This is a genomic window from Colwellia polaris (assembly GCF_002104515.1).
GTDB classification, from domain to species: domain Bacteria; phylum Pseudomonadota; class Gammaproteobacteria; order Enterobacterales; family Alteromonadaceae; genus Cognaticolwellia; species Cognaticolwellia polaris.
Map to the genome: position 1 here is coordinate 54,718 of NZ_NBOE01000011.1, position 23,947 is coordinate 78,664.

The 23,947-nt window shown below is 38.2% G+C and carries 15 protein-coding genes; 9 read left to right on the plus strand and 6 right to left on the minus strand.

Annotated elements, in window-relative coordinates; genetic code table 11:
* Positions 1-108: 108 nt before the first annotated feature.
* Entirely contained in the window at positions 109-2,076 is a 1,968-nt protein-coding gene (locus B6A32_RS15265) for a beta-galactosidase (protein WP_085305632.1), read from the plus strand.
* 140 nt (positions 2,077-2,216) lie between these two features.
* The gene (locus B6A32_RS15270; RefSeq protein ID WP_233131439.1) at positions 2,217-3,671 is read left to right on the plus strand and encodes an SLC5 family protein; all 1,455 of its coding nucleotides are present in this window, start codon (positions 2,217-2,219) and stop codon (positions 3,669-3,671) included.
* Positions 3,672-3,766: 95 nt separating this feature from the next.
* Here the strand turns inward: B6A32_RS15270 and B6A32_RS15275 are convergent, their stop codons facing one another.
* The 4 genes from B6A32_RS15275 to glpK all read right to left on the minus strand — a co-directional run bounded on the left by B6A32_RS15275 (position 3,767) and on the right by glpK (position 11,455).
* Positions 3,767-4,513 (minus strand): SapC family protein, encoded by a 747-nt coding sequence (locus B6A32_RS15275; protein WP_085305634.1) that lies wholly within the window; start codon positions 4,511-4,513, stop codon positions 3,767-3,769.
* Between the two features lie 9 nt (positions 4,514-4,522).
* On the minus strand, positions 4,523-6,043 hold the full coding sequence (locus tag B6A32_RS15280; RefSeq protein ID WP_085305635.1) for a tryptophan halogenase family protein: 1,521 nt from the start codon (positions 6,041-6,043) through the stop codon (positions 4,523-4,525).
* A gap of 207 nt (positions 6,044-6,250) precedes the next feature.
* On the minus strand, positions 6,251-8,995 hold the full coding sequence (locus tag B6A32_RS15285) for a TonB-dependent receptor (RefSeq protein WP_085305636.1): 2,745 nt from the start codon (positions 8,993-8,995) through the stop codon (positions 6,251-6,253).
* A gap of 981 nt (positions 8,996-9,976) precedes the next feature.
* Positions 9,977-11,455 carry a glycerol kinase GlpK gene (gene glpK, locus B6A32_RS15290; RefSeq protein WP_085305637.1) on the minus strand — a complete coding sequence of 493 codons (1,479 nt, stop codon included), beginning with the start codon at positions 11,453-11,455 and terminating at the stop codon, positions 9,977-9,979.
* 186 nt (positions 11,456-11,641) lie between these two features.
* On the opposite strand from glpK, the gene B6A32_RS15295 reads away from it, so the two are divergent.
* The gene (locus B6A32_RS15295) at positions 11,642-12,400 is read left to right on the plus strand and encodes a DeoR/GlpR family transcriptional regulator (protein WP_085305638.1); all 759 of its coding nucleotides are present in this window, start codon (positions 11,642-11,644) and stop codon (positions 12,398-12,400) included.
* 191 nt (positions 12,401-12,591) lie between these two features.
* The gene (gene glpD / locus B6A32_RS15300) at positions 12,592-14,124 is read left to right on the plus strand and encodes a glycerol-3-phosphate dehydrogenase (protein ID WP_085305639.1); all 1,533 of its coding nucleotides are present in this window, start codon (positions 12,592-12,594) and stop codon (positions 14,122-14,124) included.
* A 711-nt stretch (positions 14,125-14,835) separates the two neighbouring features.
* Here glpD and B6A32_RS15305 read toward each other — a convergent pair.
* Positions 14,836-15,816 carry a transposase gene (locus B6A32_RS15305; protein ID WP_085305640.1) on the minus strand — a complete coding sequence of 327 codons (981 nt, stop codon included), beginning with the start codon at positions 15,814-15,816 and terminating at the stop codon, positions 14,836-14,838.
* A gap of 703 nt (positions 15,817-16,519) precedes the next feature.
* Between B6A32_RS15305 and galE the strand changes: the two genes are divergently transcribed.
* From galE to B6A32_RS15330, 5 genes are all read left to right on the plus strand, one after another.
* A complete protein-coding gene (gene galE, locus B6A32_RS15310) occupies positions 16,520-17,530 on the plus strand; it encodes a UDP-glucose 4-epimerase GalE (RefSeq protein WP_085305641.1) in 1,011 nt (336 codons plus the stop codon).
* 4 nt (positions 17,531-17,534) lie between these two features.
* Positions 17,535-18,590 (plus strand): UDP-glucose--hexose-1-phosphate uridylyltransferase, encoded by a 1,056-nt coding sequence (locus B6A32_RS15315; protein ID WP_085305642.1) that lies wholly within the window; start codon positions 17,535-17,537, stop codon positions 18,588-18,590.
* Positions 18,580-19,728, plus strand: coding sequence for a galactokinase (galK, locus tag B6A32_RS15320; protein ID WP_101685973.1), 1,149 nt, complete (start codon positions 18,580-18,582; stop codon positions 19,726-19,728). Before B6A32_RS15315 ends, galK begins: the two co-directional genes overlap by 11 nt.
* Positions 19,729-19,901: 173 nt before the next feature.
* Complete coding sequence (locus B6A32_RS15325; RefSeq protein ID WP_085305644.1) at positions 19,902-20,885, plus strand: Gfo/Idh/MocA family protein; 984 nt, start codon at positions 19,902-19,904, stop codon at positions 20,883-20,885.
* Between the two features lie 102 nt (positions 20,886-20,987).
* Positions 20,988-22,352, plus strand: a complete 1,365-nt coding sequence (locus B6A32_RS15330; protein WP_332888773.1) for an alpha/beta hydrolase family protein — start codon at positions 20,988-20,990, stop codon at positions 22,350-22,352.
* A 134-nt stretch (positions 22,353-22,486) separates the two neighbouring features.
* On the opposite strand, the gene B6A32_RS15335 is transcribed toward B6A32_RS15330, so the two are convergent.
* Positions 22,487-23,896: an aldehyde dehydrogenase family protein gene (locus tag B6A32_RS15335; protein ID WP_085305645.1), complete on the minus strand. Its 1,410-nt coding sequence runs from the start codon at positions 23,894-23,896 to the stop codon at positions 22,487-22,489.
* Between the last annotated feature and the right edge of the window lie 51 nt (positions 23,897-23,947).

Consider the following 23,947-nt stretch of genomic DNA (forward strand, 5'->3'; position numbering starts at 1 on the left):
TTCTAAATTAGCTAAAATAATTAGTTCAATGTAAATACCTCTGGAATATATCATATAAATAAGGTTAGTATGTATAAAAGATTAATAAATAAAATAGCGGAATAAAAAATGTTAGGTGTTTGTTATTATCCAGAGCATTGGCCAGAATCTATGTGGGCCCAAGATGCTAAAGAAATGCGTGAATTAGGATTACGCTATGTTCGCATTGGCGAATTTTCATGGTCAAGAATTGAAGCAAATGCAGGGGCTTACACATTCGAATGGCTAGACCGCGCCATTGAAACTTTAGCCAATGCTGGCCTAGAAGTTATCATGTGTACTCCCACGGCTACGCCTCCTAAATGGTTAATTGATAAATACCCTGACATATTACCTGTCGATATTAATACCGGTACCACACGTGGCTTTGGCTCTCGCCGACATTACGACTTTTCTAGTAAAAATTACTTTCGCGAAGCCATGCGTATATCAGAAGTTTTAGCGAAAAGGTACGGAGAACATCCGGCAATTTGTGGCTGGCAAACAGATAACGAAATAGCTTGTCATGATACTACTCATAGTGGCTCGGTTGCTGCTAAATCAGCATTTCAAGCGTGGTGTAAAAAACGTTACCAAGCAATTGACAAACTTAACCGTGAATGGGGTACAGTATTTTGGTCAATGGAATATCAAAATTTTGAGCAAATAGAATTGCCCATTTTAGCTGTAACTGAAACTCACCCTGCCCATCAACTTGCCTATCGTCGATTTAGCTCTGATCAAGTTATTAGTTTTCATAACCGCATGATAGAAATCATTCGCCAATATGCTCCTAATAGATTTGTTACGCACAATTTTATTCCCATGGTGGATACGCAAACCGATAATTACGCGCTTGCTGAAAATTTAGATTTTGTTAGCTACGACAATTACCCGCTAGGCCGCTCAGATTTATTCTTCGCAGATAGACCTGCTGAAGAATTTAAACCTTATATGCGAACGGGTCACCCTGACTTTGCAAGTTACGACTTTGACCAAAGCCGCGGTATTAGTAAAAAGAATTTTTGGATTATGGAGCAACAACCTGGCCCTGTTAACTGGGCTCATCATAATCCTCGTCCAGAAAAAGGCATGGTGCGTTTATGGTCTTGGCAGGCCTTTGCACATGGTGCAGATTGTGTGTGTTATTTCCGATGGCGCCAAGCACCGTTTGCACAAGAGCAAATGCACGCTGGCGTTAAACGTAACGACAATTCAAAAGCCGCCGCATGGGCTGAAATTGAGCAAATGCGTGATGAATTAACCACTGTAAATTTCTCTATTGAGGCACCAGTACAAGCACGTGTAGCGATAATTTCAGGCACGGTGAATCAATGGGTAAGCGAAATTGAACGTCAAGGTGATAGTTATAATCATCAAAAAACTGAGTTTTCTTATTACTCGGCATTACGTCAACTAGGATTAGCGGTAGACTTTATTTCTACGGACAGTGATTTTGAACCATACGACTTAATTATTGCACCATGCTTACCGATTGTTGATGATACTTTTATAAAAAAATGTCAACAAACTAGTGCTCATTTTGTCTTTGGTCCTCGCTCGGGTAGTAAAACTGATGAACTATCGCTAGCACCAAATTTACCTCCAGGCAAACTGCAAACACTATTGCCAATTAAAGTCTTATCCACCGAAACTATTCGACCTGATTGCAATGAAAAATTGTTTTATCAAGGAAACACATTTGAGAGTAGATGTTGGCGCGAGGAGTTGCATGTGCCAAATGGCGCAACCATAGTGGCAAGCTATCATGATGATACACCCGCTGTCGTGCGACATGGTAAAACCACTTATGTTGCATCATTAACTTGTGATGCTTTTTTGATCAGCTTATTTGAGAACTTAGCAAACGAATGCGCTATTCCCAATATTCGTCTTCCAAAAGATATGCGTATTGTACAACGTGGCGATATTGCTTATGTATTTAATTATGCAAGCTATCCACAAGAGTTTCCTGATCAAAACATGGGTAGTTTTATATTAGGGCAAGCGCAATTAAACGCTTTTGACGTTGCTGTTATTAAAATAAATAATACTTAATTCAAGTATAACTGAGTACCGTAAAACGAAACCCAGTAAAAATAAGCAAAGTTAAATTAAGTTTAAGTAAAAAGAAAAATCGTTGAGCTACGTGTAATTGCGTAGCTTTATGTAAAATTAGTGATATCGGGGAAGTATTTGTGGAAAACCAATCAATCCAAATAATGGTGTTTTGTTTAATCACTGCGCTCATTGCATTTTTAACTTACTTAAAATGTAGAGGGTCAGCAAGATCAGGTTCAGATTCAAATAAAGAATATTTTCTTGCCGGTGGAGGCCTATCTTGGGTTTTTATTGCAGGTTCGATTACTTTAACCAACTTAAGTACCGACCAACTTATTGGTATGAATGGTAATCAAATGATCCTTCTGGCGTGGTGGGAAATAGCCGCATTTTTCGGTTTAATGATTTTAGCGAAAGTGTTCTTACCCATTTACTACAAAAATAAATGTACAACCACAACAGAGTTGCTTGAGCGCCGCTACAATGACCCACATATTCGTGCTGTAATAGCCGCTTTATTCTTGTTAGGTAATTTATTTATTTTCCTTCCTGCTATTTTATATGGCGGATCATTGTTTATGAAAGCAATGTTTAATGTTGAACTTTCAATAATGACCCTATCGATTATATTTACCCTGGCAGGCGCTAGTTATGCAATTTTTGGTGGCTTACGAGCAGTAGCAGTATCAGATACCTACAGCGGCATTGGTTTATTATCTTTAGGCATGTTGGTTGTAGTCCTTTCAATGGCAGCAATTAATTTTGACTTTAGTGACATTCCAACAGAGCGATTAACGCTAATTGGTGGTAATGACTCACCATTACCTTGGCACACGTTACTAACAGGTATGATTTTTATTCAAACCTTCTATTGGAGCACTAACCAAACGATCACACAACGTGCGATGGCAGCCCCCAATATTAAAGAAGCACAAAAAGGTGTTTTTGCTGCTGCATTAATTCGTATTTTAGTTATTCCACCGATGATCGTTATTCCTGGTGTTGTTGCTTACAAGTTATTTGGTGATGTCGGTGATTTAGCGTACGGTAAAATTGTTGCTGAAGTTTTACCTACTTGGCTATCAGGCGCGTTTGCAGCCATGATGGCAGCGGCGGTTTTAACAACGTTTAACAGTATTTTAAACTCATCTGCAGCTTTATATGTTTGTGATATTCATGAGCTTTATTTCCAAAAAGAGAAACAAATTAAAGTGCATGTAGTCAGTAATGTCGCTTCAATTATTTTTTGTGTACTTGCGCTATTATTAGTGCCTTTTTACTCTTCAGCCGAAAGTATTATTAATATAGTACAAGAGCTTTACGGTATGTTAAGTATGCCTATTTTATCGGTATTTATTGTTGGGTTATTATTTAACAATGTTGCCTCAAAAGCCGCCATTGCTGCAGTTATTACCGGTACCTTAACTTATGCGTTCTTCGTATTTGTATGGGCACCATTTCATTATATTCACATGATGACTATTACCTTGTTTATCTGTATTTTCATGGCGTTATTCATTAACCGATTTGTATTTAAAAATCGTGCGTCATTAGTATTTAAGAAGAAAACTGATTCTGCAGAAGTGGCTTAAACAGCCCGTGAAGCCTTACTGAAAATCTAACAAAATACAGATATTAAAAAGCCATTCATTAGAATGGCTTTTTGTTAACTGCTTTTTTACCCCTATTACTCCAGCGCTAGCTTAACTTGCGATATAGCTTTGTTACTTTCAATATTATTATGCTTTTGAATAAGGCTATTAAGTTGAGTAATAGACATTAGCATGGCATGGATAGGCATAAGGTAGCCTTGCTTATTTAACGCACCCAAATCGTCGTTTGATAACTGCTGTAACTTAGTCTCATCAATGGTATGCATGCCTTGCAAGGTTTGTACTGTTGAATCACCATATTGCACTACCAGGTTAATGCGTTTTATCAATTGCATACTCTCTAGCTTTTGAGCAAATTGATAACTTTGTATATCATTTTTTATATCAGCTTCTAACAGGGTTTTCACTCGGCTTAACAATATACTTGGCTTACCTGAAGATTCAAATATACGTTGCCCTTGCGTGCTTGAAAAAGCCTGATCTTTGGGCGCAATGCCTATGGTATATCCTTTATTTTCTCCCGTGAGTTTCATTAAAAAAAATGGAAACGTTTGCATGCTAGTAGGAGTAAAAATAGCATTCCACTTGTTATCAGCAACAAACAAGTTTTGCCCTATTTCGAAACTTGTAAGCGCCGAAATATTCCACATGCCTGTATGAGGGTTTTTAACTAAAAAAACCGGAAAATTACTAATAGCTTGTGTTATTTCTTTTACCCGTATGTTTAAGATATGTTGTTGTTTAACAAAGCCAAGCGCGGCGTTATCAAGCACTTTTAAAGTGCTGTGTTCGCTATTACTTAATTCTACTAATTCGGTCATTATTATTCTCTAAGTTGAAGTCGCAAGCCACTTTTCAATGTAGTCGCGATGAGGTGGCAAGCTTTGTAACATTTGTTGTGTTAGTTGTTCGTTACGGTTGATCACTTGTTGAGCTTTTTGCTGTTGGTTATGTAAATATCCTTGGCGAGTAAAGTCAGGCTTAAACTCCATACCATAAAGCACGTATTGATAACTTGCCGCAGGAAAAAGTTCCATGGCACTGGTGAAGTCATTAGTTGTTGGGCCACGATACTGCCACAAGGCTATATCTTCTTTCAAACTTTCAGGAAATGTTTTTGGATCACAATGCGCCTGCCAATAGGGCTCAGGTCGCTTAGTTAACATGTAGTGAAATTTAAGAAAATCAACAATACGTTGCCAACGATACGACATTTGAGTATTAAAGCGCTTGGCTACCACAGGCATTAAACTTTCATCAGCGGGCAAATTTTCGGCTATATAGCGCGCTGAAAGCTCAACTAACATAATTGCGGTAGCTTCAAGCGGCTCTACAAATCCTGCCGCCATGCCAACAGCAACACAATTACCTTTCCACCACTGTTCTCTGTGACCTGGTTCAAAACTAATTTTTCGAGCTTCAAGACCATTCGCTGCATCGCCTAAGTAATTTCGCAGGTTTTGCTCAGCCTCTTCATCAGAAAGAAACTTACTAGAATAAACATGCCCAACACCGCGGCGACTGGTTAAGCCAATATCCCATATCCAGCCGGCATTTTGCGCACTTGCAATGGTATGACATGCAACGGGAGCGTCTTCAGTTTCGTAAGGAACTTGCATCGCCAATGCCCTATCGTTAAACAATACGTCATCAACCTTTTTAAAAGGAACATTTAAGGTTTTCCCTAGTAATAATGAACGAGCACCAGAGCAATCAATAAATAAGTCTGCGGTTAGTTTACCGAGTTTATTTAATACTACCGCGTCAATACGCTCACCCGTTTCACTAATGCATTCATCAACCGTATCAACAACATGCTCTACATTTAAAGTATCAATACAATGTCTTTTCAATAATTCCGCTAGTGCGCCTGCATCAAGGTGATAACCATAATTGCATTGCCCTTGGTATTCTGAATCAGCTAACGTTCGTGGTGCTAAGCCGGCTTCACAAATATCGTATTGAAAGTTTGATTCTTGGGCGAAGTTTTCAACATTTGACACATAAGGCGCTAAATCGATATGACCATACCCTAAAGGTAAGGTAAATGGATGATAATAAAAGTCACCATTGCCATGCACCCATTCAACAAATTTTCCACCTTGTTTAAAGGTGGCAAAACATTTTCGAAAAACATCGCTCTCTTTTAGGCCGATTTTGTGTAAGGTGTTTTTCATGGTCGGCCATGTACCTTCGCCAACGCCAATAGTTGGAATGTCAGAAGATTCAACCAACTTAATATTAAGTTCAGTGTTTTTAGCATCTTTATGATGGGCAGCAATAATAGCGGCTGATAACCAGCCCGCCGTGCCACCGCCAATAATAATGATATTTTTTACAGTGTTGGACATATTCAAATTTTCCTAACTTAACATCGTACACGATGAGGGTAATACAAGGATCTGATGCTGTAATATAACGCTTTACAATACTCTACATTTTTTTAGTAAAAATATACCAACTATTTTTACTAAAAAAATGGCCTGCTTGTTAACAAGTCAGGCCAAGTTAGCACTACTTAAGTTAAGGAGACTTAAGCGTAAACTAAAAACGTTGTTTTAGAATTTACCACGAACACCGATTGCGTAACGAGAACCGTTATCTTCAATGTTATAGGCTTGGTTAGCAAAACGACCCGTTTGTACTAGCTCTTCTTCTGTTACGTTAATACCTTCAAAAAATACTGAGATATTTTCATTAACATCGTAGCTTGCACTCACATCCCATTGACCGAATGTTTCGGTATTTACAGGTTCACCGTTAAAGCCGTTATCAACTAAGCGAAGGAAACCTTCACGGTTGTTGTAAGCTACACGCGCTTGCCATGTGTCAGCTTCGTAAAACATGATAAGGTTTTGAGAATCACCTAAACCTTCAAGTGCGAATGCTTTTGTAGGGTCATCACCAAGCTCTTGGTCACTATCAACAATAGTCGCATTGGCTGTAAAACCGAAACCATTTTCAAAAATATGCGTAAGGGCAATTTCATAACCCGTTACGGTAATACTTTCAGTGTTTTGTGGACGAGTAACGGTATATACTTCTTGCTCACCATTTAGTTCATCTGCATCACTACAGTTTGCACCTTCACAAGCAAAGTCTGGCCCTGTTCTGTCGGCTAGGGTAAATGTTTCAGCGCTAGTAGAAGTTACAATAAAGTCATCTACTTCTTTGTGGAAGAATGCAAAGCTAAATAAACTTGCATCTGAGTAATACCACTCGTAAGAGATATCCCAGTTTTCTGAAGTAAATGGTTTCAGGTTAGGGTTACCACCTTGCGCCGTTAAGTTTTGACGACGTGGTTCATTATATGTTGTCGCTGGTGAAAGCTGTGACAAAGTAGGACGTGTTAATGAATCGTATACAGCAAAGCGTAATACCATGTCATCTTGAAGTCCTAACTTAACATTTACACTTGGTAAAAGGTTAGAGTAAGAGCCTGATTCGTTAATATCATTCGCTGGGCCAAAAACATTACTAAATAATGTTTGATCGGTTGTTGGTACTACGTTAGCAATATCACTTTGCACTGCCGCGGCATTAACATCAGTTGTTGAATAACGAGCACCAATGTTAACCGTTAATGGCATGTCACCTACGTCGTAACCGAAAGTAAAATCAGCATATAGTGAAGTAATATCTTCACTTACTTTATAACGGTTGTTTTGTAGTGTTGGCTCAATTGGAAAGCCTTGAGATGCTAAGAAGTCAACGTAAGCGTCGCCGTCATATGCATAAAAAGTATCAATTAAACCAGAGAAGTAGTTATTAGCCGTAAATGGTTTGAAATCTAAGATATCATTTGGCGCAGCTTCACCGTAGCCACAAAATTGACATTGATTACCAAAAATTTGAAAACTTTCTTTTTCACGCTCTTGACGGTATAAACCGAAACGCGCTTGTTCAAAAACATCACCATCAGCGCTGTATACAAAATCAGCTTTGAATTCAGTTATGTCGTCTTTATCAGTAAATTGGTTACCTTTTTCGTTGTAATGTAAACGAGATAAGTTGGCATCAGGTAAGTTACCACCGCCAAAACCATCATGAATAACGGTTGGTAAGCTACCTGTACCATCAAATGCATAATTATTTATGATGCCTACAACATTAAAACGGTCACGACCAGCACGATCGTTTTCTGCTGTTGATGTTGAAAGATCGAATGTCGATACTAGTTGGTCAGTAATGTCCCACTGAACATTAATACCAAAGCCTTCATTTGTTACATCACGAGAATTACGCGTATGAGAAACAAAGTCAGTTGCAGGGTTACCACTACCGTTAGGACCACTTAAACCAATACCTTGGTTGAACGAAGTTAAGGTACCTGTTGCTGCGTCTATCGTTGCAGAGTCTACACGATCAGGTTCGAACCAAGACGCCAAATCTGTAACTTCAGATTTAACTTCAAATTTTGACATGTAGCCATCAACAGTAATTTCTATTTCGTCAGTTGGAGCGTATTGAAGTACTAAACTTGCGTTGGTACGCGTACGTTCTTGTTGATCAACAATTTGATCCCAGTTACGTGGAATGTATGCATTGGTAAATAGCACATTAGCTTCACCATCGCCATCAGCATCGTTAGAAATAGTTTGGCCTGGGCGCCAACCCGCCGTTTCAATACGGTTAATTTGTACATCACGCTCAGAGTGACTTACTGCAAGTAAAACACCTAAACGGTCTTCGTGAAAAGTATTACTGACAAGTAAAGATGCTGCTGGCGACGTTTCTTCAGAAAGGCTTTCATACATACCTTTTAAAGAGCCAACCACTTGGAAACCTTCATAGTCGAATGGGCGTGCAGTACTAACATTAATGGTACCGCCAATGCCGCCTTCTTGTAAGTTTGCTGAAGTTGTTTTAAAAACATCAGCTCCGGTAATTTGGTCTGCAGCTAAAACGTCAAAGTTAAATTCACGACCCGCGCTGTCGGTAGCTAATTGGCGACCATTAACTAATACCGTATTAAATTGAGGCCCGAAACCACGTACAGTTACAGCTTGGCCTTCACCACCGCTGCGATCTATTGATACACCGGTAATACGTTGTAATGACTCAGCAACGTTTAAATCTGGAAATTTACCTAAATCTTCTGCAGATATACCATCTGACACAACATTTGATTCTTTTTTATCAAGCATTGAAGATTTTAAGCTGCTTAGCATGCCAGTAACTGTAATGACTTCAGTTGGTTTTGGTGCATCTTGTGCAAAAGCACTTGCATTAGTAAAAGTACTAGCAACAGCTAAAGCAATTGCAGTTCTTTTACCGAGTGTAGATATAACTTTTGTAGACATTTTTCTTCCCCTGTTTTTGCGTTTACATTTTAACGTTAACTTTATTATTTAACCTATTTATCTTATAAATAACTCGAATACAAAAAAAATTCAACCTTTTTCCACTTTTTAAGGTTATATTTTTCACTGCATTTCGATCACAAAACAACCAGGAATATGTTAAGCAATAGCCTATTTATAAAGAAAATCAATGTTACTGGCTTAATTTTTTTACTCCGACAAGCGATAATAAACAATCAAAAACATCAGTAAGTCACTGTTTTTAAATTTAATTATATGGTTCCCCATGAAATACCAACCAATAAAGTTAGTACTGTTAAAGTTACCCTTAATGTGAATTATATTCTCGTTAGAAAACGACAAAAATTATCATGCGTAAAAATAATGTTTCACGTTAACTTTTAACATACAAATCATTCAAATTACCGAGTTCAGAAGCCGTAGCATTTTGCTTTATCTGTTCATTATCTGGGTAATTATTTTATATTTTGTAATAGAGTTTCAGAATTATTTGCCAAACTAGTTATCCCAATTGAATAAATTAAATCAATGGACAGTTGTATGTTTTCATTACTAAAGTTGGATAATTAATCGCTATTAAGTGGATTTTGACGTTTTTCACATTAACTAACCTGAACTCTGGATAATGAGTGCTTGAAACTCAAGTAAACCAAAAGCTTAGGTAATAAAGTAAATGCTATAGCCAGGTGAACATCACGAATAGATATCATCAATGCTTCATTTTATGCCATTTCCAAGGCAAAGCGTTTATGAATAGCGCGCTATTTATCGACGTTTTAACGCAGAAAATGGATTAAAAGGGAACATTGAGCAAGTGCTGCTTATCCAGAGTTCAGGTTAACTATTAACAATACAACTGATTAATCAATCGCGTATTACGCTGTAAAAATAGTACGGCAGAAATAAAAAATGCCAGTACAACTGGCATGTTAAACGACTTAATAACGGCTTATTCAAACATTAGCTTTTCACGCGTTTAACCGCAGCCAACCACTTGTTATATAAATCATTACGTTGAGTATCATCAATACTTGGCGTAAAACGCTTTCCACAATGCCACATTTTAGCTAATTCATCTGTTGAATTAAAAACACCGGCTTTAAGACCTGCTAAATAAGCAACACCTAGGGCTGTTGTTTCAATAATTTCGGGTCTATCAACTGTTGCCCCTAAAATATTAGACAAAAAGCTTAGCAACCAATTATTAGCCACCATACCGCCATCTACACGAATTAAAGTAGGCCTAAGACCATCATTTTCCATTGCTTTTTGTAAATCTTTTGTTTGATAGCAAACCGATTGCAGGCCTGCAGTTACAATTTCATTTATACCAGAGTCACGTGTTAACCCTAAAATAGCGCCTCGCGCATTAGGGTCCCAATAAGGTGCACCTAAGCCAGTAAATGCCGGCACAAGAAAAACACCATGATCTAACGGCATTTTTTCAGCAATTGACTCGGTTTCACAAGCAGAGCCAATTAACTTCAAACCGTCCCTGATCCATTGAATAGTAGCCCCGGCCATGAAAATACTGCCTTCAATAGCGTAAGTTGGTTTACCATTTAATCGATAAGCAACCGTTGTTAATAATTTATTTTTTGATTTAAGCGCCCTATTGCCGGTATTCAACATTAAAAAGCAACCGGTGCCATAAGTACTTTTTGCCATACCTTCATCGAAACAGGCTTGGCCGAATAAAGCCGCTTGTTGATCACCTGCCACACCTAAAATTGGAATCTCACTACCAAGTAATTCGCTATCAACATGTCCAAAGTCATCTGATGAATCCATAACTTCAGGTAGCATTAGCTTTGGAATTTTGAATAGTTCAAGCAACTCTTCATCCCATTCTTGTTGGTGAATATTGAAAATCATCGTACGAGAAGCATTGGTGGCATCTGTTTTATGAACTTTTCCACCCGTTAGATGCCATAATAAAAAGCTATCAACAGTTCCAAAAGCAAGTTCACCGTTTTCGGCCTTCTCTTGTGCACCGTCAACATTTTCGAGAATCCATCTAATTTTAGTTGCGGAGAAATAAGGATCTAATAATAACCCTGTTTTATTATTTATTATCGTTTCAATATGAGGGCTAGATATTGACTCACAATAATCTGATGTACGTCTGTCTTGCCAAACAATCGCATTATAAATAGGTTCGCCGGTGTTTCTGTCCCAAACTAAAGTCGTTTCTCTTTGGTTTGTAATACCGATGGCCGTTATGTCAGTTGCTTTAACATTATTGTCTGCAAGAACTTTACGACAAGTGCGTAGAACAGTTTGCCAAATGTCACTAGGATGATGTTCAACCCAGCCATCTTGTGGGAAATGCTGTTCAAATTCTTCTTGGGCCGAAGCGTATACTTTGCCTAATGGCGTAAAAAGAATGGCTCTTGAGCTTGTAGTGCCTTGATCAATGGCTAATAAGTATTTCAACATAGCTCCTATTTATCTTACTTAATAATTAAATTATATTCGATAATGCCAATCCCTTTCGAAATTGGCAACAATTATTTTCATATTCGAACATTTGCCTTAAATAATGCTAAACAATTAGTTTTGGAAAATATATAATCTGTGGGATAATTTTCATTTCTTGTAAGCTGTCGAATAGAGGAAGCCTTTATGGCGCTAAACCAACGTCAAACTGAACTTATCGATCTCGTTCACGAGAAAGGTTTTATTACTATCGATGAATTAGTACAAATTTTTAAAGTTACCCCGCAAACGATACGAAGAGATCTCAATTCACTTGCTCAGTTAGGGGTAATAATTCGCCATCATGGCGGCGCTGAAAGTATCTCGACAACTGAGAACACCTCATACCAATCACGGAAAATTTTAAACTTAGAAGCAAAAGAAAGTATCGCAAAAGAGCTTGTAAAAATGATACCAAACGGCTCTTCTTTGTTTATCAATATCGGCACGACAACAGAAACAATTGCTCGTGCTTTGCTTAATCATAGTGCGCTAAATATAGTCACCAACAACATACACGTAGCCACCATTTTATCGGCTAAAGAAGACTTTACCGTTATAATTGCCGCGGGTGAAGTACGCCACAGAGATGGCGGTATTATAGGTGAAGCCACTTGTGACTTTATGAGTCAGTTTCAAATGGACTTTGGTATTATTGGCATTAGCGGTATCAGTAACGACGGCTCTTTACTTGACTTTGATCTTAGAGAAGTAAAAGTAGCACAAGCCATTATTAATAATTCAACCAATGTATTACTTGCTGCAGACCACTCTAAATTTGGCCGCAACGCTATGATTAAACAAGGTAACATTGCACAAATTAATCATCTATTTACTGACCAAGCACCACCTGAAGCAATTCAAGAAATACTCAGCAACAACGCTATTACTACGCATATCATCTAATTTACACTTTTTTATAAAATAAATTTCTTCCAAAAATATGGCTAGTTAACAACTAACTAGCGCTTTTTTTGCGCCCAAAATATACATAACCTATACTAAAATGAACAAAAGCAACTTGAAACGAAACAAAACGAACATTATAATTCATTATCGAACATCCCATTTATCATACAAAATGATAAGGCGTATTTATGAAAGAAGAAAATAAAATATTTGACGTTGCTGTTATTGGTGGTGGCATAAATGGCGCAGGTATAGCCGCGGACGCCTCAGGCCGAGGGCTAAATGTTGTATTGTGTGAACAAAACGATCTAGCTTCAGCTACTTCATCTAACAGCAGCAAGCTTATTCATGGTGGTTTACGATACTTAGAGCATTATGAATTTAGTCTTGTTAAAAAGGCGTTAGCTGAACGTGAAATTTTGTTGAAAAATGCGCCTCATATCATTAAGCCTCTAGTTTTTAGATTACCTCATCAACGTCATTTAAGGCCTTCTTGGCTGATCAGAATTGGTTTATTCCTCTATGACAACTTAGCAAAACGAGTAACATTAAAAGCGTCAAGAGGAATTAAGTTTGGCGATGACAGTCCATTAGTGAGTAGCATCACCAAAGGTTTTGAGTATTCAGACGGTTGGGTAGACGACGCGCGTTTAGTGGTTTTAAATGCACTTTCGGCACAAGAAAATGGCGCCACAATAAAAACACAAACTAAATGCATAAAGGCCGTTCGTGAAAACAATGTTTGGGTTATTACCCTACAAGATCGCTTAAATGGTGATGTTAATGTAATACGAGCTCGCAGTGTTGTTAATGCCTCAGGACCTTGGGTTGCTCAATTGTTTTCAGATGCATTACCGCTAAAATCTCCTCAAAACATTAGATTAGTTAAAGGCAGCCATATCGTAGTACCGCGCATTCATGATCAGCCTGAAGCGTATATGTTGCAAAATGCTGATCAGAGAATCGTGTTTGTTATTCCTTTTGAAGATAATTTTTCATTAATTGGCACAACTGATGTTGAATATAATGGTGAGCCATCTGACGTAAAAATATCGGAAGATGAAATTGACTACCTATTAAATATTACCAATGAATATTTTAAGAAGAAAATATCACGTGCAGATATTGTTACCACTTACTCTGGTGTAAGACCATTATTAGATGACGAGTCTGTTAATGCTCAAGCCGTTACTCGCGATTACACTTTAGAATTAGAAGATATTGATAAGAAAGCACCTATTCTCTCAATTTTTGGCGGTAAAATAACAACTTATAGAAAATTAGCTGAAGCAGCTGTTAATAAGTTAAGTCCTTATTTCTCAAATATGGGCGCTCAATGGACAGCAGATAAAGCGCTACCAGGTGGCAATTTCGCTAATATAGCGCTATTAACCGAAGGGTTAAAAGTAGATTACCCATGGTTACCATCAAGCTTAAGAACCCGGTTTATCCGCAGCTACGGTACCAGAACGTTTAATTTACTCGAAAATATTAAGAGTATTGAAGCAATGGGCACGTGTTTCGGCACTGATTTATATCAAGTAGAAATTGACTTTTTAATCGAGCAAGAGTGGGCTGTTAATATTGAAGATATTATATGGAGAAGAACCAAACGAGGTCTATATTTATCAACTGAGCAAATAGCTAATCTACAAAAATATCTAGATGAACACCCTGTGCTTACGGCTCGCCGCTCTTTACATTCAACTAAGGTTGCATAAGCAGTTTTATAAATATTTTCAATGAAAATGAAAGTATAAAAAATTGATTATTTAGACCTCAGTTACATCCAACCTACTCTGACTTTGCTATTGCTATAAACTCAATAGCAAAGTCAAACTTAACTGTTGCTTATCTAAAACAAAATATGATTCAGCTAAGCCAAATATAAGTTAAGAGTAAGTTAAAAATAAGTTAAAAATAATCTGAAAAATAACGACCATTAGTCCCCCCCAATTGCAACTAGCATTGCCAGCCAATCACATTTAAGTTTGCCCCCCTAAAATGTTATGTTTTTAAAAAAAGAGCAAATTATTCATTTACGTTAGGGTAATTATGAGCCTAAAGCTGACGTAGATGCCCAATCTTCCTGTTCCTAATTTAGTTTGATAACTGAGTACTTAAATTTTCTTATTTAGCCACCCACAATAACTTTCTAAAAATAAGCCTACATAAAAAGGAAGCTCATTACTGCCTTAATTTTCTTATTAAGCCACCCATAATCAATTTTCTTATTAAGCCACCCATAATAACTTTCTAAAAATAACCCTGCATAAAAAGGAAGCTCATTACTGCCTTAATAGAACAATTCAGTAAGGGAATATGGGAAATATTGTCTATTTAGAGAGTTTCCTTGTCTTCAAGTGAATTTAAAGCAAGTTTTTTCCATTACAAAAAGGCAATTATATTTGTATTAATGTCAGTCTAAGTTGCTAAGCGCTATTTAAACAAGCCTGAGCATTTGCTATCCCATGTGTCCGTTTCAACCCCACGTTTTCAGTAAACTCACACAAATGCTCAGCGGTGCCAACTGCACCAGTGAACATACCTTCGAAGTTGGTGGTGAGTTTTAACCAGCTTTCGTCGCTAATATGTAGTCTTGACAGTACCTCAGCTGTTTTAGCACTCATAGCTCCGCGCTTGTCTTCTCTTATCACGCGCCCAGTTTCATCTACCAGTATTAAATAATCCTTCAAGCTGAAAGAGATGCCAGTAGTTTTTTCTTGATGTTCATTGCCAGTGAAAGGTAATAAGACTGTGGGTTGAGCCCCTTTAATCGCTGCCTTGATACGCAGTTGAATACTAGTAAAGCAAGATTCTTCGGGTGTCGGAGCAATACCTGCTCGGACAGGATTTAAATCCACATAAGCCATACAGGCGAGTAATGCAGCTTCATCGAGCAGGGCTTGAGATTTAAAACGCCCTTCCCAGAAATGCCCAGTGCACTTATCTTCTTTATTAGCTTGTCTGGCAATAGGCTCGTTCAAAGCCCGCATCAACCAGCTAATATCGATGAGTCGCTGTTTATAAATCAGCACAGTTTCTTCAACCATTTCCAATTCGAACTTTGTTAACGGTTGCTCTCGCTGAAATTTACAGGTCAAAATTGTTCCTTTAAACAACTTATGCCAACGAGTAATCACCTCTAGCGTAGTCCAGTTTTTCACTTGTTCACTATCAACATGAAGTACGAGGTGTAAGTGATTATTCATGATAGCATGAGCACAAATATCAATAGCAAATACCTGAGATAATTGAAAAATACGCTTTTCAATCCAACTACGCCTATGCTCATAACTCACCCCTGTTTCTTTATCAATACCACATAAAAAGGCTTTGCGAACGGTGCTACTGCAAACATGATAATACGGTGTGCTGGATAAACAGATTTGTTGTGAACGAGGCTTGGGCATAACAGTAACCTAAGTTAAAAAATGTGAACTAAGTATAGTTGACTGCTGAAAATACGAACAACTTATTATGGATGGCTTAATAAGTTTTATGGGTGGCTTAATAAGTTAATAACAAACTGTTAAACCAAGAAAAATTACATGGCGTTGAAGCTATAGAGTTACTCCAAAGTAAAAATGATGGATGATTTTTGTGTTCATACAGTCTTCAAAGTGCGCTTTCTAATGAAATGCTGCGTCATAACCCACTGAAATATATAGTGAGTTACAATTAAAATTCATCCCCCGATATATTCATGATTTCACAAAAGCTGATGACAGCAATTCGCTAACTGCTGTTGTAAGCCTCAACAAAAACCAATGTAATTACCCAATAAGCTAAGCCCAACCAAGTTAACGTGAAGTAAACACAACTAACCAACACTATTATTTAGCCATAATACTTATTCAGCAAATTAATCAACTAGCTTTAATACCGCTATCAACTGCTTATAACAAGCCTTTGCTGAACTAGTAATATTAGCATGTTAATGAATATGGTTAATTTTAATATTTTTAAGTTCAATATCTTTAAATTCATTACGCTACAAGCTCTAAATATCATCACCTTTTCCACTGAGCCCTCGCTTAAATCTCTATAAATAAAAGTTGCATTTATCGCCAATATTATTTATCTTATAAATAAGACTTAAGTAAAGGGTTATCTATGAACGTATTAGTTACAGGTGGTACAGGCTATATAGGCAGTCATACATGTTTGGCACTGCTTGACGCTGGTTATACCCCAGTTATATATGATAATTTGTCTAATTCTAGTATCAAAGTTTTGGATCAATTAAGCAAAATCAGTAGTCATACCTTTGATTTTATTGAAGGCGATATAGCCGATAGCAAAAAGCTCAAAGCGACCTTTGAGCAATACAATATCGAAGCAGTATTCCACTTTGCATCATTAAAAGCCGTTGGTGAATCTACAGAACAACCTTTATCTTATTACCGCAATAATGTCGCTGGTACAGTTACTTTACTTGAAACCATGCAAAGCTGTGGTATCAATAAAATAATTTTTAGTTCCTCTGCAACGGTCTATGGCGATCCTCAGTATTTACCTATTGATGAGCAACACCCTATTACGGCAACCAATCCTTATGGCTGGACCAAGGTAATGGTGGAGCAGATACTAGTTGACTGGTGCAAAACTGATTATCAACACCTTGCTATTGCTTTGCGATACTTTAATCCTGTTGGTGCCCATCCAAGCGGCTTGTTAGGTGAAAGTCCTAACGGTATACCGAATAACCTGATGCCCTTTATCGCTCAAACAGCTGTAGGTAAACGTGAATTTGTCAGTATTTTTGGTAACGACTACAACACAAAAGATGGTACTGGCGTACGAGATTATATTCATATTACAGATTTAGCCGCCGGCCATGTTGCTGCCTTTTCAACACACCAAAATGATTCGGGCTCCCTCGTTTATAACTTAGGAACGGGTAAAGGTTATTCTGTATTAGAAATAATTAATGCTTTCTCTGAATCTGCAAACATAGAGATAAAATACAAGTTTGCCCCGCGACGTGCCGGTGATATTGCCAGTAATTTTGCAGACGCATCACTTGCTAAAAAGAATCTTGGCTGGACAGCACAACTAAATATTGAAGCAATGACTGACGACACTTGGCATTGGCAATCGAAATACCCTAATGGTTTGGAATAATACAATGAACAACTTAGAATTTACCCATCGTAGAAAAAACCCGCTCACAGGTAGTTGGGTTTTGGTGTCTCCACACAGAAACAACCGACCTTGGTTAGGTGCTACAGAAGCAGCCTCTGAAACAGAGCTACCTGTATACGATGAAAACTGTCCATTATGTCCAGGAAACGAACGAGCAAAAAATGCTGGCAATCCTGATTATAAAAACACCCATGTTTTTGTGAATGACTTCGGCGCGTTAACTGAAGAGCAGGTTGAGGCGCAACAAATTGATGATGAACCACACCCTTTATTTGAAGCCAATATAGCCAATGGTGAATGTAGAGTTGTGTGTTTTTCTCCTGATCACAACAAGTCATTGCCTGAACTAACGATTCCTGAAATTGAAGCAGTGGTTAATACTTGGCAATCAAACTATGTTGAATTGGCAAAGACTTATGCTTGCGTAAATATTTTTGAAAATAAAGGCGCGGTTATGGGCTGCTCTCAGCCTCATCCTCATGGGCAAATTTGGGCGCATGAACACCTTTCAACTGAAATAGAAAAAGAAGATATCCAACAACAGGCATATCTAGATAAACACGGTAAATCTTTATTGGCTGATTACGTTGAACATGAATCAGCTAAAAAAGATCGCATTGTGGTAGAGAATGAACATTGGTTAGCTGTTGTACCTTTTTGGGCAGCATGGCCGTTTGAAACAATACTCATTGCCAAAGACGATATTCAGCATTTTGGCCAATTAAATACACAACAAAAACAGAGTTTAGCGCAAGCAATACAAGAGCTAACCATACGTTATGATAACGTGTTTAATTGCAGCTTTCCTTATTCAATGGGTTGGCACAATGCCCCTGCAAATGATCAAAACAACAGTCATTGGCGTCTACATGCACATTTTTATCCGCCACTATTACGCTCTGCTACGGTAAAGAAACACATGGTTGGCTACGAAATGTTAGCTGAAAGCCAACGTGATTTAACCGCTGAAACAGCGGCGAATATATTACGTAAAGCAAGTACAACCCATTATAAAAAGGAGCAGGCTCGTGGTAAATGATAACTTTAATGCCATTTTTGAAGAAATATATAAACAACCTGCTCAAGCAATGTCTTCTGCACCAGGACGTGTAAATTTAATTGGCGAATTTACCGACTACAATAACGGTTTTGTTTTACCTTGTGCGTTAGAGTTTTGTACGCGCATACTTTATAGAAAACGTAATGATAACAAGGTTGTGGTGCACTCTTTGCACTACCCTGGCGAGTCAGACGAATTCTTTCTAGACCAAGAAATAGCCCGTGGCGAATCTCAATGGGGTAACTACATTCGTGCCGTTGCTTTTGTTTTAAAACGCCAAGGTCATCAGCTAAGCGGTGTTGATTTATTAATTGACAGTAATGTCCCGCAAGGCAGTGGTTTATCTTCTTCTGCCGCTTTAGAAGTTGCTATTGGTGGCGTTTTCAATCAAGCTTGCCAGTTAAACTTATCTAATGAAACTATTGCTGTGTTGGGCCAAGAAGCTGAAAACGACTTTATGGATTGCCAATGCGGTATTATGGATCAGCTTGTTTCTGCCAATGGTGAAAAAGCCCATGCACTACTTATTGATTGTCAGAGTTTAGCTACTGAAGCGGTGAGTATTCCTGACGATCTTTCTATCGTTATTGTTAACTCAAATTACCCTAGAAAATTAGTCGATAGCGAATACAACCAACGCCGAATTGATTGTGAAAAAGCAGCCGAGAAAATGTCTGTAGCGACTTTACGTGATGCCGATCTTGCTATGTTAAATAATACTCGCTCAGCCATGACCGAAAATGAATATAAACGCGCACATCATGTTATTACCGAAAACACGCGTGTACTTGACGCAACCCAAGCCCTGAAAAATAATGATATGCAAGCACTCAGAGCGTTAATGACCGCTTCTCATATCTCATTAAGAGATGACTTTGAGGTTACCATTCCTGAAACCGATGGTTTAGTAGAGATATGTCAAATGGCTTTAGGGACTAAAGGTGCTGTGCGAATGACAGGTGGTGGTTTTGGCGGTGCAATAGTTTGCTTATGCCGTCAGGCTGATATCGATAAAATTAAAGACGCAGTTACCGCACAATACTTTGCTCGCTTTAATATCAACGCCTCAATTTATGTTGGTAAAGCGGGTAATGGTTTACAAGTTACTGAGTTTTAAATAAAGAATATAAAGTGGTGTATGTAAAATAGAGAATTTAACAATAGTGAGTTTAAAATAGAAAATTTCGCGCCACTATTCCTATTGGATCACAAATGTCACTTTCGAAAGTTTATTAAAAATTGAATGCTGATATCTCATTAAAACAAGGGGCATCGGCTTTAAGGATAAATATGCAAAGTATCAATTGGGGTGTAATGGGCTGTGGTGGTATTGCACATCAATTTGCCCTTGCCATAAAAAAGTTAGAAAAATGCACGATACTCGCCGGTGCTTCTAACACTAAAGGTCGAGCTAAAGACTTTACTGAACAATATCAAATACCGAGAGCATACGATAATTACCAATCTTTGGTAACTGATCCAGATATTGATGTCATTTATATTGCAACTACGCATAACTTTCATTTTGAAAATATCAAACTTTGTCTCCAGCATGGTAAACATGTTATTTGCGAGAAACCGTTTACCGTAAACGCCCAGCAAACAAAAATACTTATCGCATTAGCAACAGAAAATAATTGCTTCATGATGGAGTGTGTTTGGACACGATTTTTACCCGCCATTGAACACTTAAAGCAGCTATTATCAGAAAACATAATTGGTGAGGTACATACTGTTAAAGCAAACTTCAGTATTTGTGAAGACTTTCCATTGGAACATAGATTACGTAACAAAAGCCTTGCTGGCGGCGCTTTACTCGATTTAGGTATTTATCCTTTAACCTTAGCGTCAATTGTCTTTGGCGAACAGCCTAGTCGGATACAAAGCTCAGCGGTTATGGGTGAAGACGGTGTAGACGAAAGCTCTTGCTACTTGCTTGAATACCAACAACATCAGCGTGCTATTTTGTCTGCATCTTTTATTGAAGAATCGCCTACCGAAGGCATTATTAGTGGCACTAAAGGCTATATCAGGATCCCTGATTTTCTTGGTGCTCAAGAGCTGCATATCAAACTTAAAGATCAAGCGATTAAAGTCAGTAGCTTCCCGTTTGATGCCGATGAAAATTTCACTTTCGAAGTTGCACATGCCATGCAGTGTATTCGAGAAAGTAAACAACAAAGTGATATTTTACCACTTGATACTACCACCGCCATGATGGCTATAATGGATTCAATTAGAAACCAGTGGGGGCTAAAATATCCAGGAGAATAAGTTTGTTGCGCTTGAGATACTTCAATGTTCACTGCTTGTGCTATAACTAAGATTTCAATTACTTATAACGAATAAAAAATAATAATAAAAGTGAAAACACCTATGATAAAAGTTAAAAAAAACACCCTCATTATACTGAGCAGTTTAATGTGCTGTTATGTACAAATTGTCGCAACCGTAAATGCCGCCGAAATTTCTTCAACAGCGCAGTTATCAAACAGTAAAACAACTTTGGTGCCTGAGCAATTACAAAAACAGCTTCCCAAAGATGTGGTTGCTGAACTCGCAGAAATAGGCCAATTTAAGATTGGTGTAAAAACATTAAACATTATTAACCCTGCGCAATTTGATCCCGCAACACAAGCACCAAAAGACAGAGAATTAACCGTAGAAGTTTGGTATCCAACTTCCGTAGATAACCAACACACTAAAAAAACGAGTTATGAAAACGTTACGCGCACCGGTAAAAACTTCTCCATTCAAGCCGATGCTTTTCGAGACTCAGCTGTATTAGCAAACAATGAGGCTGAAAAATTTCCATTGGTGGTGATTTCACATGGTTATACCGGCTATAGAACACTGATGTATTATTTAGCAGAACATTTAGCCTCTCATGGATACATTGTTGCTGCTATTGATCATACTGACTCAACCAACGCCGAAATTGACATGATAAATAGCCCTTTCGCTGGTTTTGTGAGTACATTGCTTAATCGCTCTCGTGACCAACAATTTACCCTTAACTATTTAACCACAACGCCCAATTTTCTCTCAAAAGTTATCGATAGCCAAAAGGCTGGCTTAATAGGTTATTCAATGGGGGGTTATGGCGCGGTAAATACCATTGGCGGTTGCTATAACTTTACCAACACAACAGCTTCAACTTTTACAGGCATTAAAGATCCTGAGCAAGTCGAAAAAGTAAAAGCATTACTCAATAGCTGCGCCGCAGGCCAGTATGAAACCCCGAAAGTAGACCCAAGATGGCAAGCCGTTATTGCTATGGCACCTTGGGGTGCACAACACCAGTTATTTCAACAAGAAGCACTGTCAAAAATTAATACGCCAATACTTTATATCGCAGGCGATTTAGATGATGTTTCTGATTACAACGCTATAAAATCACTTTATGAACAAACCGGTAGCGACAATAAATACCTGCTTACCTATCAAAATGCGCGACATAATGTTGCACCACACCCGGCACCTAGCGTTGCTAAAACAAGTGAGTTAGATATAGGTCATTATTATGAACCCGCTTGGAACAGCACGGTATTAAATAACAACAATAAACACTTCACGCTTGCAATGATGGATTGTTATTTAAAGCAAAAATTAACTCAATGCGCTTACCTAGACTTATCGCCTGATTCTAACCAAATAGCCATTGATGGCAAAACACCTAAGCCTTGGAAAGGTTTTGATCACCGTTATGCGGTAGGTATGGGCTGGCATAAAAAACAATAGCTCCCAGATACAAAAGCTTAGCTAATAAGCAGATGGAGTGTAAAAATACAAAGTCTCTAGTTAATAGAGACTTTTCTTACTTTTACGACTGTTTATATAATAAATACCTCAACTTAGCTTATCTTAAATAAAGCTTAAAGCTTAATCACCGCCATTTTATCCTGCGACATATCATGCATAGTATAAGCAATACCTCCGGTGTTATAACCTGAATGTTTACGTCCAGCAAAAGGCATCCAATCAACACGGAAGGCGGTATGGTCATTAACCATAACGGCAGTAGCATCTAGCGTATTAATTGCCTTCATTGCTACATCTATATTCTTAGTAAATACCGAGCCTTGAAAAGCAAAATCTAACGCGTTAGCTTGAGCAATGGCTTGATCAATATCTTCGTAACCATAAACACAAACAACAGGGCCAAAAATTTCCATGCTAGAAACTTTAGTGCCTAGTGGCGGATCAAGCAGCACCGTTGGTGCATATGTCGTTTTGCCGAGTCGCTTACCTCCGGTTAACAGTGTTGCGCCTGCAGATACAGCTTCATCAACCCATTCTTCAACACGATCAACCTCTGCTGGTCGAATTAGCGGTCCGCATTCTGTCGATTCATTAATAGCATTGCCTACAACAAGTTTGGCGGCACCATCTGCTAACTTTTGAGCGATAGCTTGGGCTTGACTCTTAGGTGCAAAAATTCGCTGTACAGATACACAAACTTGGCCTGAATGATAAAAACCACCTTTGAGCAAACTTGGGATCATGGCTTCAATATCTGCACTTTCTTCAATAATAACAGGGGCAACTCCGCCGTGCTCTAATGCGCAACGAGTTCCAGGAGCAAGCTTAGACCTTAGCATCCAACCTATTTTAGCTGAACCAATAAAACTCAAAAATGCAACACGAGGATCAGTGATCATTTGCTGTGCGGTTGACGTTTCACACATAGCAAAACGGCACCACTGTTCAGGTAATCCCGCTTCATGCACCATATCAACAAATGCCTTGCAAGATAGTGGCGTATCTGAGGCCGGTTTAACAAGTACCGGACAACCTGTAGCAATAGCTGGAGCCACTTGATGTACAATTAAATTTAATGGATGATTAAATGCTGAAACAGCAACCACCACACCAATAGGCTCTTTAGTGGTATAGGCAACTCTTCCCGCCCCCGCTTGGGTTAAGTCCATTGGAATTTGGCTACCCTTTAAGTTGGCTATTTCTTTAGCGCACAACTCAACACCATCAATCGCTCTTGCCACCTCTACTTTAGCATCAACCAATGGCTTACCGCCTTCACTTGCAATTAAAAGCGCTAATTCATCTGCTCTTTGGGAAATTAAAGTAGCAAGTTTTTTGAGGATATTCATTCGCTCATATGCAGGTAACCATTGTTGACGATCTTTAAATAATTGCTCTGCGTTGGTTAAGTAACTGTCGATTTCGGCCCACTTAATCAAGGGAACAGAGCCTAAATAAGTTTGATCATACGGATTAAAAACATCGTGTTTTTCAACTGTTTTACTACTATCTAAATTTGTCATAATTTACTCTTTAATAAGTTAAAATCGTTCGCAAATAACGAATATTGACAT